The sequence below is a fragment of the Methylobacterium sp. WSM2598 genome, from assembly GCF_000379105.1.
GTDB lineage: Bacteria > Pseudomonadota > Alphaproteobacteria > Rhizobiales > Beijerinckiaceae > Methylobacterium.
In genome coordinates, this window is the sequence record NZ_KB900612.1 from 27,675 (window position 1) to 42,949 (window position 15,275).

General features: G+C 61.8%; 10 protein-coding genes and 1 pseudogene. 9 read left to right on the forward strand and 2 right to left on the reverse strand.

Going from position 1 to position 15,275, the window contains the following annotated elements:
- The first annotated feature begins 51 nt into the window (after positions 1 to 51).
- The 4 genes from MET2598_RS0135540 to MET2598_RS40365 are packed head-to-tail and all read left to right on the forward strand — an operon-like array spanning position 52 to position 3,264.
- Positions 52 to 918, forward strand: coding sequence for a branched-chain amino acid ABC transporter permease (locus MET2598_RS0135540; RefSeq protein ID WP_018264096.1), 867 nt, complete (start codon positions 52 to 54; stop codon positions 916 to 918).
- Positions 918 to 1,805 (forward strand): branched-chain amino acid ABC transporter permease, encoded by an 888-nt coding sequence (locus MET2598_RS0135545; protein WP_026191119.1) that lies wholly within the window; start codon positions 918 to 920, stop codon positions 1,803 to 1,805. Before MET2598_RS0135540 ends, MET2598_RS0135545 begins: the two co-directional genes overlap by 1 nt.
- The gene (locus MET2598_RS0135550; protein ID WP_018264098.1) at positions 1,802 to 2,560 is read left to right on the forward strand and encodes an ABC transporter ATP-binding protein; all 759 of its coding nucleotides are present in this window, start codon (positions 1,802 to 1,804) and stop codon (positions 2,558 to 2,560) included. Before MET2598_RS0135545 ends, MET2598_RS0135550 begins: the two co-directional genes overlap by 4 nt.
- The gene (locus MET2598_RS40365; RefSeq protein ID WP_084674092.1) at positions 2,557 to 3,264 is read left to right on the forward strand and encodes an ABC transporter ATP-binding protein; all 708 of its coding nucleotides are present in this window, start codon (positions 2,557 to 2,559) and stop codon (positions 3,262 to 3,264) included. Before MET2598_RS0135550 ends, MET2598_RS40365 begins: the two co-directional genes overlap by 4 nt.
- 37 nt (positions 3,265 to 3,301) lie before the next feature.
- Here MET2598_RS40365 and MET2598_RS40370 read toward each other — a convergent pair.
- Together MET2598_RS40370 and MET2598_RS0135565 are read right to left on the reverse strand one after the other, a co-directional pair.
- Positions 3,302 to 3,896 (reverse strand): annotated as a pseudogene (locus MET2598_RS40370) (IS256 family transposase); the annotation flags it as partial.
- 214 nt (positions 3,897 to 4,110) lie between these two features.
- Positions 4,111 to 4,938, reverse strand: a complete 828-nt coding sequence (locus MET2598_RS0135565) for a hypothetical protein (protein WP_026191120.1) — start codon at positions 4,936 to 4,938, stop codon at positions 4,111 to 4,113.
- A gap of 628 nt (positions 4,939 to 5,566) precedes the next feature.
- On the opposite strand from MET2598_RS0135565, the gene MET2598_RS0135570 reads away from it, so the two are divergent.
- The 5 genes from MET2598_RS0135570 to MET2598_RS38030 form a co-directional block, all read left to right on the forward strand.
- Positions 5,567 to 6,466, forward strand: coding sequence for a dihydrodipicolinate synthase family protein (locus tag MET2598_RS0135570; protein ID WP_018264102.1), 900 nt, complete (start codon positions 5,567 to 5,569; stop codon positions 6,464 to 6,466).
- 202 nt (positions 6,467 to 6,668) lie between these two features.
- The gene (locus MET2598_RS0135575; protein WP_026191121.1) at positions 6,669 to 8,102 is read left to right on the forward strand and encodes an NAD-dependent succinate-semialdehyde dehydrogenase; all 1,434 of its coding nucleotides are present in this window, start codon (positions 6,669 to 6,671) and stop codon (positions 8,100 to 8,102) included.
- Positions 8,103 to 8,233: 131 nt separating this feature from the next.
- Positions 8,234 to 9,469 carry an NAD(P)/FAD-dependent oxidoreductase gene (locus tag MET2598_RS40375; protein WP_084674094.1) on the forward strand — a complete coding sequence of 412 codons (1,236 nt, stop codon included), beginning with the start codon at positions 8,234 to 8,236 and terminating at the stop codon, positions 9,467 to 9,469.
- A 331-nt stretch (positions 9,470 to 9,800) separates the two neighbouring features.
- Positions 9,801 to 11,192 (forward strand): aminotransferase-like domain-containing protein, encoded by a 1,392-nt coding sequence (locus tag MET2598_RS40380; protein WP_084674097.1) that lies wholly within the window; start codon positions 9,801 to 9,803, stop codon positions 11,190 to 11,192.
- Positions 11,193 to 11,451: 259 nt separating this feature from the next.
- Positions 11,452 to 15,275: NAD-glutamate dehydrogenase (locus tag MET2598_RS38030; protein WP_036271140.1), on the forward strand; the 3,824-nt coding region annotated here is incomplete at its 3' end.

Here is a 15,275-nt window from a genome sequence, read left to right on the forward strand (position 1 = left end):
TTCGAGAAAGGTCGACGTCCTCGCCGCCCTTCCTACGCCAATGGAGCTAGCATGCCAGCTTTCGCTGAACTTTTTATCGGCGGCCTCATGTCGGGATTGGTCGTGGGCCTGTCTGCTCTCGCGATCACACTAATCTTCGGCATCGCGCGATTTCCGAACGCGGCGACGGGTGATGTGATGACAGCTGGCGCTTATACGGCGTTGTCGGTAGCTGCCTTGACGGATTCGGTCATCATCGGAGGCCTCTTCGGCGCGATAACGGGTGCAGCCCTCGCCATCCTCGCTTACCTGCTCGTGTTCCGAAAATTATCGGGCCGCTCCTCCGTAACCAATCTTCTCGCGTCGATCGGCATAGCGTTCTTCCTGCGCGCCGTAATCGGTCTTGGTTTCGGGCATCAGCAGCAGGTCTTTCAACTTCCCCTCGAACGACCCTGGCGCATCCTCGATGTCCGGCTCCAACCCGCCGATCTGAACCTGGTGATTGTAGCCGTAATCGCTTTGTCGGTCGTCTTCTTAATCCTCTACGCGACGCCGATTGGCCGCTGCATGCGAGCCGTCGCCGACGACCCGGGTCTGGCGAAGGTCTCCGGCATTTCTCCCTCCCGCATCATGATCGCGCTCTGGGCTTTGGCCGGTTCTGTCTCCGCAGTGGCTGGCGTCATGTATGGGATCAAGACTGTCGTAACGCCGGAGATGGGATGGGATATGCTCCTTCCAGCGTTCGCCGCAGCGATCCTAGGCGGAATCGGTAATCCGGTTGGCGCGATCTGCGCTGGCATCCTCCTCGGAACCTTGCAGGAGGTCGCGACGCCTCTCGTCGGGTTCACCTATAAAATAGCTATCTCGTTCTTCGTTCTGCTGCTCGTGTTGCTTGTGCGCCCTCGGGGCCTGTTCGGTCAAATTGAAGGGGTTCGCTGATGGAAGCTTACATCATCGCGATACTGATCATCAGTGGAATCTATGTACTTCTAGCTCTTGGGCTGAATCTACAATACGGTTTAACCGGCATTTCAAATTTCGGTCATGTTGGATTCTTCTGTATTGGAGCCTACACAGCAGCGTTATTAAGCCAAGTGTCGGTTCCTTGGCCTTTTACCTTCCTCGCGGGCGCGGCTCTCGCCGCGCTTGCGGCTTGGCCCCTCGGACTCATTAGCCTTAAGCTTCGGGACGATTACTTCGCCATCGTGTCGCTCGGCTTCTCGGAAGTGGTGCGGATCGTCGTCACGAGCGAGAAATGGCTGACGAAGGGCGTGCAGGGCATTACCGGTATACCCAAGCTGTTCGCTTTCCTTGGGACGGGCACCGCCCAGGCTCTGGCCGTGCTACTCCTTCTAGTCGCCGTAAACATGCTGGCTGGTCTGTCCAAGTCGCGCATCGTCCGATCTCCGTTCGGTCGAATGATCGAGGCAATTCGAGACAACGAAGAAGCTGTGAAGGCGCTTGGCAAAGACCCGTCGACGTTCAAGATCCAAGTTCTCATGCTTGGCGCTGCTCTCGCTGGTATTGCTGGGGGGTTTTATGCACACTACATCGGGTACATCGTCCCCGAGCAATTCATACCGCTGATCACATTTTACATTTGGATGGCAATCATTATCGGCGGAGTCGGGCCAATCTCGGGCGCGCTTGTTGGCACACTCATTCTAATGTTCTTCCTGGAGGGATCACGCTTTCTGCGAGGCTTCATCCCGTTCGTTTCCGAGGTCGAGATGGCCAGCATCCGCCTCGGTGTGATCGGGCTCGCTCTGGTCCTCTTCACGCTCTACCGGCCCCAAGGCCTCATGGGGGATTATACAAAGCGATGAACCTTGAGATAGAGGGTCTGACGAAAGTCTACGGCGCGCTTCGGGTCGTCGATGGGGTTTCGTTCTCTGTTCCGCCCGGCGACGTGGTCGGGGTCATCGGCCCCAACGGCGCCGGTAAGTCGACGCTGTTCTCGCTAGTGACCGGGTTCCTGGCCGCCAGCGAGGGGGCAGTTCGTCTCGACGGCAAACAAATCGGCCATCTCTCCTCGGTCGAACGAGCGAGAGCTGGAATGGTGCGCACTTTCCAGGTACCCCGGGAATTCAGTCATCTGACCGTCAAGCAGAACCTGATGGCGGCGGCGCCAAAGCAGAGCGGCGAGCGCATCGCCGACCTCTTCTTTAAAATCAGAAAAGTTCGTCAGGAAGAGAAGGTGATCTCCTCTGAAGCCGATGCCATGCTGGACTTTCTGCGACTCACGCGGATCGCGAACTCGCCGGCTGGCCGGCTTTCTGGAGGTCAGAAGAAGCTTCTCGAGCTCGGTCGTGCGCTGATGACTGGTGCCAAGCTGATCTTATTGGACGAACCTTTCGCTGGTGTAAATCCAGTTCTGATTGAGGAGATCGCGGAGCGCATTCGGGAGTTGAAGAACCGGGGCATCGGCTTCCTAATCATTGAACATGATCTCGGTGCACTCACTCGTCTCGTCTCTACGCTTCACGTGATGGATCGTGGGCGCCTGATTGCGTCCGGCCTTCCGGCTCATGTGCTGGCGTCCAAGCAGGTTCGCGAGGCCTATCTCGGAGGGTCGTCATGATTGTTCTGTCCATCGAGGGCCTGAAGGGTGGCTACGGCGAGGTCGACATCCTGAATGGCATCGACCTTGAACTCGAAGCAGGTGAAATACTGACGGTTGCCGGAACAAACGGTGCGGGGAAATCTACTCTTGCGAAGGCCGTGGTCGGGCTGCTGCCGCGCGTTGAGGGGAGTGTGCGACTCGGAGGAAGAGATGTTACGCGACTAGCAACCGAGAAGCGGGCCCAGAATGGTATCGGCTATGTGCCACAGGTGGCTAATGTCTTTCCTTCATTGACGATCATCGAGAACCTTGAAGTCGTCCAGGGAGTGCGTGACTCAAAATCGCGAATTGCCGAAGTGTTCAGACAGTTCCCTGCCTTGGCCGAACGCAAGCGGGCGCGTGCAGGGAGACTCTCCGGCGGCGAGCGTCAGCAATTGGCGTATGCGAGAGCCCTCATGACACGACCCCGCGTGGTGGTGCTCGACGAGCCAACGGCTGCCCTATCTCCGGCACTGGTCGCCGACAGCTTCTCTCGCATTGCGTCCCTGGCAGCAGACGGCACCAGTATCCTGCTGATCGAGCAAAGGGCTCGGCAAGCGTTGGCTATCTCAAACCGCGGAGCGATCATGGATGGGGGGCGCGTCGAGATGGCGGGTTCAGCGAACGTATTGCTGAACGATGAGAAGGCAGCGGATCTGTATCTGGGGCGTTACTCCACTTGATTACCAAACCAGGCAATTTTAAGCTCCCGACACGGTCACGTGCGTCAGCAGCCTTGAGCCCATCGTGGGCATCCGGGATGACGAGCTGCACGCCCGAGAGCCCACGCTTGACCGAGCTGCGCAGGAAGTCGGTCCAGAACACCTCGGCCTCGGACGGACCGATGTGCAGGCCGACGATCTCCCGCCGGCCCTCGGCGTCCACCGCCGCAGCCACTATGGCGGCCACCGACACGATGCGCCCGCCCTCGCGCACGTTCAGGTAGGTGGCGTCGAGCCACAGATAGGGCCAGGTGCCCGACAGCGGACGCGTCAGGAAAGCCGGACGCGGTCGTCGATGTCCTTTTGCACAGCTTGGACACGCTCGACTTCGAGATGCCTGACAGGCCCATGGCCTGCACCAGCTCGTCCACGCGCCGGGTCGAGACGCCGGCGATCCACGCCTCCTGGATCACCGCTACCAGCGCTTTCTCGGCCGGCGTCCTCGGCTCCAGGATGGCCGGAAAGTAGCTGCCGGTGCGCAGCTTGGGGATCGTGAGGCTGAGCGAGCCCAGCCGCGTGTCGAGGCTGCGCAGGAAGTCGCCGTCGTCGGCCTTCTGCAGCGCCTCGATCAGTACCACTCTGTCGTCGGTTATCGGGTGCTCCCGGCTCGGGTTTAAGTCCGCAAATTCCACCTTAGCCGCCAGCTACGATAGCCACTCCAAGCTCCAACCCGGACCGCCTGAAAATTATACCTCGTCCGCGGACGCTACCCCCGAGACCCGCTAGAATTATTGCCGGCCCGTCGATTGTCTTGCCGAACCGAACATCCGAGGTACCGGACCGGTCGACGGCCAGGCCGACCCGGGATCACTCCCGTGGTAGTACTCTCTGGCGCTGCATGTGGCTCAACATCTTGCCGACGATAGCGCCAAGTTGTGCGCTCACTTGCGTGGAGTATGACAGGGCCACCTCCGTGACGCCTCCCGGCGTGGCCCTGTGGTCCTCCGCTTGCTTCGAGGCCGAGTGGTGTCCACGCAGCCTCCTGGTTAGTTCATCGAATACGACGTGCATCACACCGTCCAGCGCTGCGGGCGTGAGACCACGTTCAGTTAAACTGTCCTCTATCGTCCTTGCGAGTGATGACCTGATTAGTGTCAGCAACGGACCCGCTAGGAGCGTCATCAGATCATAGAGCTGTTCCTCTTCCATCCAACTGGTCGGGCCCAGTGGCTGGAGAGCCGCGATCGCTGACGAAATTCGAGGATCGGCCCGTACGACGTTGTCCAGAAGTCCGATCGAACGAACTTCGCCCCCGTCCTGGGGAATGGCCGGGCTGAGCCGCGTCACCAGCGCATTCGGGAGAGCCTGGCGCACTATGCTCACCTCGGAGTCGATCCCCATGGCGAACAAGACGCCATCGAAGCTGCGAAGGCCACGGTGCTCAGCTAGCCCTACCAAGGCTTGGTTCGGGATCGCGGAAAAGATGACGCGAGACTGTATGACGTCGTCGAAATCGTTGCCGGATTTCTTGCCAGCTACCGGCCGCGATGCGGAATCACCGAAGCGACGGCTCCACATAATGACATGCTTGCCTTCCTCCCTCATTCGGGTGGCGACTGCGTCACCGAGGCGTCCGGCGCCGAAAACACCTACCGAGTCGGTCAATCCCGATACATGCGTGATAGAAGGTTTCATGTGATGTCATCCTCAAGCGTGTGACAGACATGTCGAGCGCCGACGCCGAGAGCTGGGCCTCGACCTACCTCAAGACGGGAAATCCTCTCTCGGCGGGCTAAGACGGCTCGTCCAAACAGGCGCGACGAGTCGATGCCCGCTCTGCGAATAGCGACGGCGGTCCAAAAAACGCGACGAGGCGTGCGCCACGCCTGCGAGGAGGGTGCGAGATCGGTCAATTGGGCGCTGGATTGTGCACCAATGTGCCGGCATTCCGCGCATCGTGTTCCCATATGCCTTAGTTTTATGGACCGAACAAGACCGAAAAACCTCAGATCGTGCTTGTGTCATGCAGCCTGATTGATATATACCAGGAAGCGAATGACATAGGACGCGGCTGGCGAGGAATGGGTATGAAACGTCAATCGGCGAAGCGCCCGTGTTCGCAGGGGGCTTCCGTCGCCTTAATAGGTGGCGCGCCCGCGCCGGCCTGAAGATCCCCGATTGGGTCTTGGCCGGATCAAGATTCGCAGGTGGCTGGGGCTTCCTGCCATAGCCGGTGAGGAAGTCGGCTACATGAAAGCGTGCATGCTCGGTCCGCTCGCGGCCGCTGTCGCTCAAACATCAACTCATTCTGGAGGACACTGCTATGGCAAATACTGACTGGGGCGGCATCTTCCCGGTTCTCGTAACTCCATTTGGGCCAGACGGGTCTATCAACGAGCTGCGATACAAGGAGCTGATCGACGAAGCGATCAGGAACGGTGCTCGCGGCATCGTTGCGGCCGGTAGCACGGGCGAATTCTATGCACTCACGATCAGTGAGCGCGCCCGCCTCTATAAGCTCACGGTCGATCATGTAGCGGGTCGAATTCCCGTCTTGGCCGGAGTTGCCGACCTCCGCGTTGAGGATGTGGTTGATGCCTGCCAGGCCGCAGTCGCAGCCGGTTGCGCCGGTGGGATGATCCTGCCGCCCATTTACGCCATGCCAAGCCCGCGTGAGATCGTCGCCTTCTTTGAGCACGTCTCTAAGAATAGCTCCTTGCCGTTGATGTTGTACAACAGCCCAAGGCGCGCTGGTATTGACATTAATCCAGCTCTGGTCGAGCAGCTCTCCAAGCTTCCCACGGTTGTTGCAATCAAGGACAGCTCCGGACTGATTAATCAGGTCACCGAGTTGGTGCAGCGCGTCGGCGGCAAACTTCGCGTGTTCGTGGGGTACGAAACCATGATCGTGCCGGCCCGTGCGGTAGGTGCTCACGGCGTCATCGCCATGGCACATCAGATTGCGGGGCCTCTCATTCGTGATTACTGGGATCAAGCACTGAAAGGCAGTGAGGCCGTCGATGACATGGGCCGCGATGTCTTCGCATTCTACCGCTGCTTCCAATCAGGCGCCTATTACGCAGCAATCAAAGAGACTATGACACAGCTTGGACGTGACGCAGGTGGGCCTCGTCTGCCGCTGCTTCCCCTAGCCGACGACCAGAAAGCTGCGATTGCCAAGATCATCGGAGAGGCCGGGCTGCGCCGCTGGGCGAAGACCTGAAGCATCACGGCATCCGCCCTTGCCTCTCGCCGAAACGTCCGATCAAGCAAGGGGTGACGTCGCGAGCACGTAGGTGGTTGCGTGCGCACCGTGATCGTTGGCGCGCCGCGGGAGAGGACCTCGTAAATTTTTGGACCGGGCCATCCGGGCTCGTTTCGATCAACATTCGCGTGCGAAAGCCGGAATTTTCTGAAGGACCGCTATGTATACGAAATTAGCCCTATTTATTGATGGCGATTGGATTGAGGAAGCTAGCGGTGGCAGCGAAGTTGTTCTCAATCCTGCAACAGAGCAGCCGCTAGGCACACTGCCTCACGCTGGTCGGCCGGAGTTGGATCGAGCGCTCGCGGCGGCAGATCGCGCCTTCTTCGGCTGGAAGCGCACGTCGCCGTATGAGCGTGGACAGATCCTGCGGCGTGCCGCCAGCCTCATGCGTGAGCGACTCGTTCACATCGCGACCGTGCTGACGCTCGAGGAGGGCAAGACACTTGCGGAGGCCAAGGGAGAGATCACAGCTGCGGCAGAGTTCTTCGATTGGTTCGCCGAAGAGGGACGGCGGAGTTACGGGCGCATCATCCCTGCCCGACTCGCCGGCATGCTTCAAACCGTGACGCAGGAGCCAGTCGGCCCCGTCGCCTGTTTCACCCCGTGGAACTTCCCGGCCGTGACCCCGGCCCGGAAGATCGCGCCTGCTCTGGCAGCAGGGTGTACCTGCATCATCAAGCCGGCTGAGGAAACTCCGGGCACGACGCTAGAGATTGCGCGTGCGCTTAGCGATGCTGGCCTGCCGGCCGGCGTGCTCAACGTTGTGTTCGGCAACCCCGCAGAAGTCTCTGAATATCTTCTGAGATCTCCCGTGATCCGCAAGATCTCGTTCACCGGATCGACCCCGGTTGGCCGCCATCTTGCGCGCATCGCGGGAGAGACGCTGACGCTCGCCACGATGGAACTCGGCGGACATGCCCCAGTCATTGTTGCGAAGGACGCCGATATCCGCCGCGCCGCCGAGCTGTCGATGGCGATCAAGCTGCGTAACACGGGGCAGGTTTGCACGTCGCCGACGCGCTTCTTCGTAGAACGCCCCGCTTACGAGGAATATCTGGAGCACGCGCGCGCTCTCGTCGAGAAGCAGGTGGTCGGCGACGGCCTGAGGCCCGAGACAACGGTCGGACCTGTCGCGAACGCCCGCCGCGTCGCTGCCATGGACGACCTGATTTCGGATGCTCTCTCGCACCAGGCTCGGCTCATCGCCGGCGGAGAGCGTATCGACGGGGTCGGGCTCATGTACAAGCCTACTATCCTCGCGGACATTCCGGACCACGCGAAGGCGATGTCGCACGAACCATTCGGCCCGCTGGCCCTCGTGCAGCCAGTCGAAGACATCGGCCACGCGCTCGCGCGAGCGAATTCGCTGCCCTACGGCCTAGCCGGATACGCTTTCACGAGTTCCTCGGCAACGGCGAACCGCATCTCCGAAGAGCTAGCTGTCGGTGTCATCGGGATCAACCAGATGGTCGTTACAATCCCTGAGACGCCCTTCGGCGGTGTCGGAGATAGTGGCTGGGGACGTGAAGGTGGGATTGAGGGTCTTGAGGCCTACATGAGCAAAAAATACGTAGGTCACCTTCACGTCTGAGCGCGCGACGCGGTTCTTTCTACGTCGGGAGAATCTTCCGTCGGCCCACAGAGCTAGCGCGAGTCCAATCTATCGAAGAGCAGAAGAGCTCCTCTCTTAGAATAAACTCGCCCTAATCTCGGGAGGTTCGAATGGTACAGGCAAGATCCATCGCCGTTGTGGGAGGAGGGCTGATCGGCATCAGCTGCGCCCTCTCGCTCTCCAGGGAAGGCCATCGCGTAACTATCTTTGAGGAAGACAAAGTCGGTCATGGTTGCTCCTGGGGCAACGGTGCCCAGTACAATGCCGGCACCTCGCTGCCGATGTCCTATCCCGGGGTGATGTGGCGTGCCCTGAGATGGCTTGCTGACAGCAATGGACCCGTATATCTCGCTGCTCGAGAGCTTCCTCGAAATATAGGATGGCTCCTGCGTTTCATTGAGACGGGTCATTCTAAGAAATGGGAGAAAACATACACTGCTCTCAACGCGCTCAACGCACCATGCGCGGACCTATACAAGGAATTGCTGGGCGATGACGAATGGAGCAAAATATTCCGACCTAGTGGTGCTCTTCATGTCTACCGAGACTCCGCGCCCGGCCAACTCGACGGTGAAATCGAGCGGTTGCGGATGAGCCACGGAGCCGCCTTTGACAAAGTTTCCGCCGAAGACATCCGGAAACTAGAACCGAACCTTTCCAAGGACTACCAGCGCGGCGTCTACTTTCCGGGCAGCGGTTATGTTGATGCTCCTGTGACGCTAGTGGAGCGTTTAAATGCACGCGCCACATCGTTCGACACGAAGGTGCAGCAGGCGCGCGTCTTGTCCATTGAGCCAGGATCGGAGGCTGTGACGCTCCGCACAACGTTAGGTCCTCACCGCTGCGACTTGGTCGTCATTGCCGCCGGCATCGCCAGTCGTGATTTGGCGAGAAGCCTTGGCGTATCCTTGTCCATGGCGAGTGAGCGAGGCTACCATGTGGCGCTGTCGGATGTCGCTGGCGCGATCAACCGCCCTGTCACCGACACGGCTTCGGCCTTTGTCGCGACTCCGCTCTCAGAAGAGTTGCGAGTCGTCGGCATAGCGGAATTCGACAAGCCCGACGCGCCGTTCAGGAGTAGTCAGACGGACAAGCTTCTGGTGGCAGCCCGCCGCATGATACCGGACCTCCAAGTCAGTACGGTGCGACGTTGGATGGGAATCCGTCCATCTACTCCGGACAGCCTACCCATTATAGGACCGCATCCGAAGCACCCCGCCATCCTGTTCGCGACAGGGCACGGTCACTTGGGGATCAGCGGGGCGCCTATGACGGCTGCCTTGATTTCCGACATCGTAGCAGGCCGGCGCCCTCGTATCCCCTCCGCGCCCTACGGTGTCAGGTAGGTCTGGGGGTGCGTGCGGGGTAGCCGCCCAAATCTCCGGCGAAACGACTGAACAAGCGCTTCACTTCCAACGCTTTGACCTGGTACATGTACGGTACCGCCCCTTCTTGCATCAGGCCTGATCAATGACAATGTGGAGTCCGGTCACTGCGTTCCTCCTGTGGTCACCGATTGAAGCTGTGTATCCGAGACATCGTGGAGAGCGAGTGGCTCAGCCGCGCCACGGGTGCCACCTGCCCGAACCCATACGGACGAAGAGCTAATTCGTTGGTCACACGCGGTCGCTAGAGTCGGACCTACGGTCCATAGATCCGCGCAAGGAAAATTGCTTCATGGCCTTGGAGAAGACCAAGTTTTGCAGCTGGCTGCCCCGGGAGCTGTCGTTGGAAGGTCCGCGCTACCTTGCTCTAGTAAACGCGCTTGAGCAGGACGTCGTGGAGAACCGTCTAGTCGACGGCTCGCGCCTCCCGCCGCACCGTGAACTGGCTGCGCAGATTGGATTGTCAGTTGGTACTGTCAGTAAAGCATATCAAGAGGCGGAGCAACGGGGCATCGTCAGCAGCCATGTCGGACAGGGGACATTTGTGCGCAGGCGCGCACCGACCGTCCCGGTCGGCGCGGCCGCGCCGCAAGCCGTGAACATGGCCCTCAATGTGCCAGCTCATGGTCGCGAGGCGGATGTTCTCTCTGGGCTCCTGAGCGATGTCTACCGTCGCCAAGAACTAGCGCCACTACTCGATTATCATCCCCATTCAGGCATCGGGCATCATCGCGAAGTCATTGCCCGCTCCATTTCGGATGATGCGTTCAGCGTTGATCCCGCGCTGCTGTATCTGTGCAACGGCGCTCAGCATGCCCTCGACATTGCCGTGCGGCTCGTGGCACAGCCAGGCGACAAGATACTCGTCGATCGGCTCACCTACTCGGGCTTCAAGGCGATCGCAGTCGCAAACTCACTCACGCTCGTGCCGGTTGATCTTGATGATGAAGGCACCGATCCTGACGCCTTGGAGGCAGCGTGCCGGCTTTCTGGTGCCCGCGTCTATTACTCTATGCCGACTCTACAAAGTCCGACAGCGCGGACCATGAGTCTCCAGCGACGAAAGCGCATTGCCGAACTGGCTGAAAAACTTGACCTCCTCGTTATTGAGGACGATGTCTACAGTTTCTTCTATCCTGAAAGGCCGCTCCCGATCGCGGCACTCATTCCCGAAAGAAGTTTCTATGTAACGTCTTATTCCAAGTGTGTCGCGCCGGGTTTTCGGCTCGGAACACTCTCGGTTCCTCCGGCGTTCAAGGTTCGAGCTGAATTATTTGTCCACGCCTCCTCATGGTTCGCTGCACCCATACTGGGTGATTTGGCGGTTCGTCTTCTCGAGAGCGGCAGGCTCGATGAGCTGATTCGTGAGCGGAGGCGGCAGGCAACCGAGCGGTATCGTCTCTTCGCGAAGTTCTTTCCGTACGCGGAGAAGCTGGACAATCCCCCTTTCTACGCCTGGCTGCCTTTGCCGCAGGAATGGTCCGCATCGCGTTTCACTTCGGCGGCACGTGGGCAGGGCATCCTCGTAACGCCTCCGACCGCCTCCACTGTCGATGACGACGATCCGGGCGCCGTTCGCGTCTGCCTAGGTGCGCCAGACGATCTAAGCGAGCTCTCCGATGCTCTCTCCATCCTTAGCGAAATCCTTGCTAGGCCACCTCTGAGCGTCTTCTCTGTCGCTTGAACTTGATAATATGCAGCAAAGAGGCGCCGAGGATTGTTACTGTCGAGAGGTGCCGAAGGCGAGTGCAACCGCTCGGTCGTTGTGTCAATCGGCTGACTTGAAAAGTTGAGCGCGCGCTTAGTGGCGCGCGCTTTAAAATGCAGAAGCGGTGAATGTCATGTTGCGCGTCACGGTTGTTTGAAATCTGAGCGCGTCAAAGGCCGTTGCACATCGACACTGGTACTTGTCGGGGCACTCACGGTCCAAATGGGGAAGAGCTGTGACACGTGAGACCGCCCCCGTACTGCCGTCCTCTGACGCAAAGAATGCCTGCACCGGCCTCATCAAGATGGCCGCCGAAGCGGTCACGCGAGCAGGTGGGCGGGGAGGCTTCGTGCATGACCTGTTCGGACGGGTGCCCCCGGAGGATCTAACCTCTTATCCCGCCGCGGTGCTCGCCGACCTCGCCTGCGATGCTCGCGCTTTCCTGGCTGTGCCCCGGCGGCCGAGCGATCCGGCACGGCTGCGGCTGCGCGATGCCACGATCGAGCGCAACGGCCAGCCGTGCGAGATCACCGTGATCGAGGTGATCAACGACAACCGTCCTTACCTGCTCGACTCGACGCTGGCCGCGCTGACTGAGCACGGCCTGACCCCTGACTTCGTGGCCCACCCGATCCTTGGCGTCGAGCGCGACGCGGGCGGCGCCCTCGTCCGGGTCGTCGGCGAGACCACGGCCGAGGCCCACGGCGGGCTCGCCCGCGAGAGCCTGATCCACATCCATCTCGACCGGATCGAGGGAGCGGCGCGGGAGCGGCTGGAGGCCGAGCTCGGCGAGGTTTACCGCGACGTGGCGCTGGTGAGTGACGACGCTGAGGCGATGCGCGTCCGCCTCGCCGCCCTATCCGCGGGCCTCGGGCAAGGGTCCTCGCCGCTCTCGGAGGTCGAGACGATGGAGGCGCGCGCCTTCCTCGACTGGCTCGCGGACGGCCATTTCACCCTGCTCGGCATGCAGGAACACGGCATTGCGGGCGAGACGTACTCGCTGGTGCCCGAGTCGAGCCTCGGCGTGCTGCGTGATCCCGGTGCGGCAGTGCTGCGGCCCGGTCCCGGCTGGATCGACTACACTCCGGAGATCCTCACCTTCCTGCAGGAGCCGCAGGCGCTCATCATCACCAAGGCCAGCGCTAAGGCGCGAGTGCACCGAGCGGGCTACCTCGACTACATCGGGATCAAGCTGTTCTCAGCGGACGGCAAGCTGTCTGGCGAGGTGCGGGTGGTGGGTCTGTTCACGGCCTCCGCTTACGCCAGTCCCGCCCACGAGGTGCCAATCCTGCGCCGCAAGGTGGTGGCAGCGACCGATCGCGCTGGCCTCGACCCGACGAGCCATGCAGGGCGCAGCCTGCTCGCGGTGCTGGAGACCTATCCGCGCGACGAGCTGTTTCAGATCGACCTCGACCGGCTGACCCACTTCACCCTGGCGATTGCAAGCCTTGCCGATCGGCCGCGCCTGCGGGTGCTGTCGCGACCGGATCGGTTTGGCCGCTTCGTCTCGCTGCTCGTCTACGTGCCAAAAGACCGCTACGACTCGACTGTGCGCGCCCGGATCGGTGCCCACCTCGCCGAGGCTTACGGTGGCCACCTCTCCGCGGCCTACCCGGATTTCCCTGAGGGGCCGCTGGCGCGAACCCACTACATCATCGGCTTGTCCGAGCCGGGCGTGCCGGAGCGCGATCCCAGCGCGCTGGAGGCCGAGATCGCGGGGATCGTGCGCACCTGGGGCGACAGCCTGCGCGCGGCGCTGGCCACGCGCAGCGGCAGCGCCCGTGCTCGCATGTTGGCCGCGCGCTATGCCGGAGCATTCTCCGCCGCCTACCGTGACTATTACCTGCCGGAGGTAGCGGTCGCTGACGTCGCGATCCTCGAACGCCTGACGGCCGACCAGCCGCGGGCGGTCGACATCGGTCGCCGCGATACCGATCCCGCGAACCAGATCCGCCTCAAAGCCTTCTCGCGCGGCACCTCGATTGCCCTGTCCGACCGCGTGCCGGCCCTGGAAAACCTGGGCTTCCGGGTAATCAACGAACGCACCTACCTGGTGCGGCCCTCTGGCGTCGGTGAGGGTGACCGCGTCTGGCTATATGACATGCTCCTGGAGCGTGCCACTGGTGAGGATATAAGCCTCGCCGAGGCGGCGGTGCTCGAAGAGGCGATGCTGGCAGTCGCCGATGGGCTCGCCGAGTCCGATGGCTACAACCGCCTTGTCCTTGAGGCCGCCCTGCCCTGGCGCGAGGCGGCGCTGCTGCGAGCGCTCGGGCGGTACTTGCGCCAGCTCCGCATCCGCTACGGGCAGGACTACATCGCTGGCACGCTCGCGCGGCACCCGGTGATCGCCAAGGGGCTCGTCGCCCTGTTTCGCGCCCGGTTCGATCCGGCTGCTACAGGCGACCGGGTGGCAGCCGAAGCTGTGGTGCGGGCGGAGATCGAGACTGCATTGGCCGGTGTCACCAGCCTCGACGAGGATCGGATCCTGCGCCGCTTCGTGAACCTTATCGAAGCGGCCCTGCGTACGAACTTCTTCCAGGTGGCTGAGGAAGGAGGCCCGCGCGACACGATCAGTTTCAAGTTCGCCTGCGCGAAAGTCGTGGGAATGCCGCTGCCCCGGCCGCTGTTCGAGATCTTCGTCTACTCGCCGCGCGTCGAGGGCGTGCACCTGCGCTTCGGCTACGTCGCCCGCGGGGGCCTGCGCTGGTCGGATCGGCCGGAGGATTTCCGCACCGAGGTCCTCGGCCTCGTGAAGGCGCAGCAGGTCAAGAACGCGGTGATCGTCCCTGTGGGTGCCAAGGGCGGCTTCTATCCCAAGCGCCTGCCTCCACCCTCCGATCGCGCTGCTTGGCTGGCGGAGGGCACCGAGAGCTACCGGATCTTCATCCGCACGCTGCTGTCGCTCACCGATAACATCGTTGACGGCGCCATCGTGCCTCCAAAGGACACCGTGCGGCACGATCCCGCCGACGACGCTTACCTCGTGGTTGCGGCAGACAAGGGCACCGCGACCTTCTCGGACGTGGCGAACGCCATCTCGCTGGAGCGCGGCCACTGGCTCGGCGACGCCTTCGCGTCGGGCGGGAGCCAGGGCTACGACCACAAGGGCATGGGCATCACCGCGCGGGGCGCCTGGGAGGCGGTCAAGCGCCACTTCCGCGAGATGGACGTGGACACCCAATCCGATCCCTTCACCGTGGTCGGGATCGGCGACATGTCCGGCGATGTGTTCGGCAACGGCATGCTGCTGTCGCCGACCCTCCGGCTCCTGGCAGCCTTCGACCACCGCGACATCTTCCTCGACCCAAACCCCGACGCTGCCCGAAGCTTCGCCGAGCGCAAGCGGCTGTTCGATCTCGGCCGCTCGTCCTGGGTGGACTACGATCGATCGCTGATCTCGGCTGGCGGTGGCGTGTTCTCCCGCTCGCTGAAGACGATCCCGCTTTCGCCGGAAGCCCAGGCGGCGCTCCACTTCGACCGGAGCGAGGTAACACCGGCCGAGTTGATGCAGGCGATCCTCAAGGCCCCTGCTGACTTGCTCTGGTTCGGCGGCATCGGCACCTACGTCCGCTCCACGAGCGAGACCGACGACGACGCGGGCGACCGGGCAAACGATGCAGTGCGGATCACCGCGCCTGAAATGCGCGCCAAGGTGGTTGGCGAGGGCGCCAACCTCGGCCTCACTCAGCGGGCGCGGATTGAGGCGGCGCGTGCGGGCGTCCGGCTCAACACCGATGCCATCGACAATTCGGCGGGCGTCAACACTTCAGACGTGGAGGTGAACATCAAGATCGCGCTGATGGCCCCGGAGCGCGACGGGCGGCTCACCGACAAGGCCCGCAACACGCTGCTCGCTGACATGACGGAAGAGGTCAGCCATCTCGTCCTGCGCAACAACGAATTGCAGACGCTCGCCCTGTCGCTGGCGCTGCACGGTGGCGTCGGCGAGACCGGCTTCGCGATGCGGACTATGCAGGCCTTGGAGGCGGAAGGCCGCCTTGACCGGGCGGTGGAGTTTCTGCCTGACGACGCAGCGCTCGCCGAGCGCATGCGCCGCGG

What these genes read in the sequence shown, in the direction of transcription:
- MET2598_RS0135540 (WP_018264096.1), top strand. Translation starts at nt 52, where the DNA reads ATGCCAGCTTTCGCTGAACTTTTTATCGGCGGCCTCATGTCGGGATTG.
- MET2598_RS0135545 (WP_026191119.1), top strand. Translation starts at nt 918, where the DNA reads ATGGAAGCTTACATCATCGCGATACTGATCATCAGTGGAATCTATGTA.
- MET2598_RS0135550 (WP_018264098.1), top strand. Translation starts at nt 1,802, where the DNA reads ATGAACCTTGAGATAGAGGGTCTGACGAAAGTCTACGGCGCGCTTCGG.
- MET2598_RS40365 (WP_084674092.1), top strand. Translation starts at nt 2,557, where the DNA reads ATGATTGTTCTGTCCATCGAGGGCCTGAAGGGTGGCTACGGCGAGGTC.
- MET2598_RS0135565 (WP_026191120.1), bottom strand. Translation starts at nt 4,938, where the DNA reads ATGAAACCTTCTATCACGCATGTATCGGGATTGACCGACTCGGTAGGT.
- MET2598_RS0135570 (WP_018264102.1), top strand. Translation starts at nt 5,567, where the DNA reads ATGGCAAATACTGACTGGGGCGGCATCTTCCCGGTTCTCGTAACTCCA.
- MET2598_RS0135575 (WP_026191121.1), top strand. Translation starts at nt 6,669, where the DNA reads ATGTATACGAAATTAGCCCTATTTATTGATGGCGATTGGATTGAGGAA.
- MET2598_RS40375 (WP_084674094.1), top strand. Translation starts at nt 8,234, where the DNA reads ATGGTACAGGCAAGATCCATCGCCGTTGTGGGAGGAGGGCTGATCGGC.
- MET2598_RS40380 (WP_084674097.1), top strand. Translation starts at nt 9,801, where the DNA reads ATGGCCTTGGAGAAGACCAAGTTTTGCAGCTGGCTGCCCCGGGAGCTG.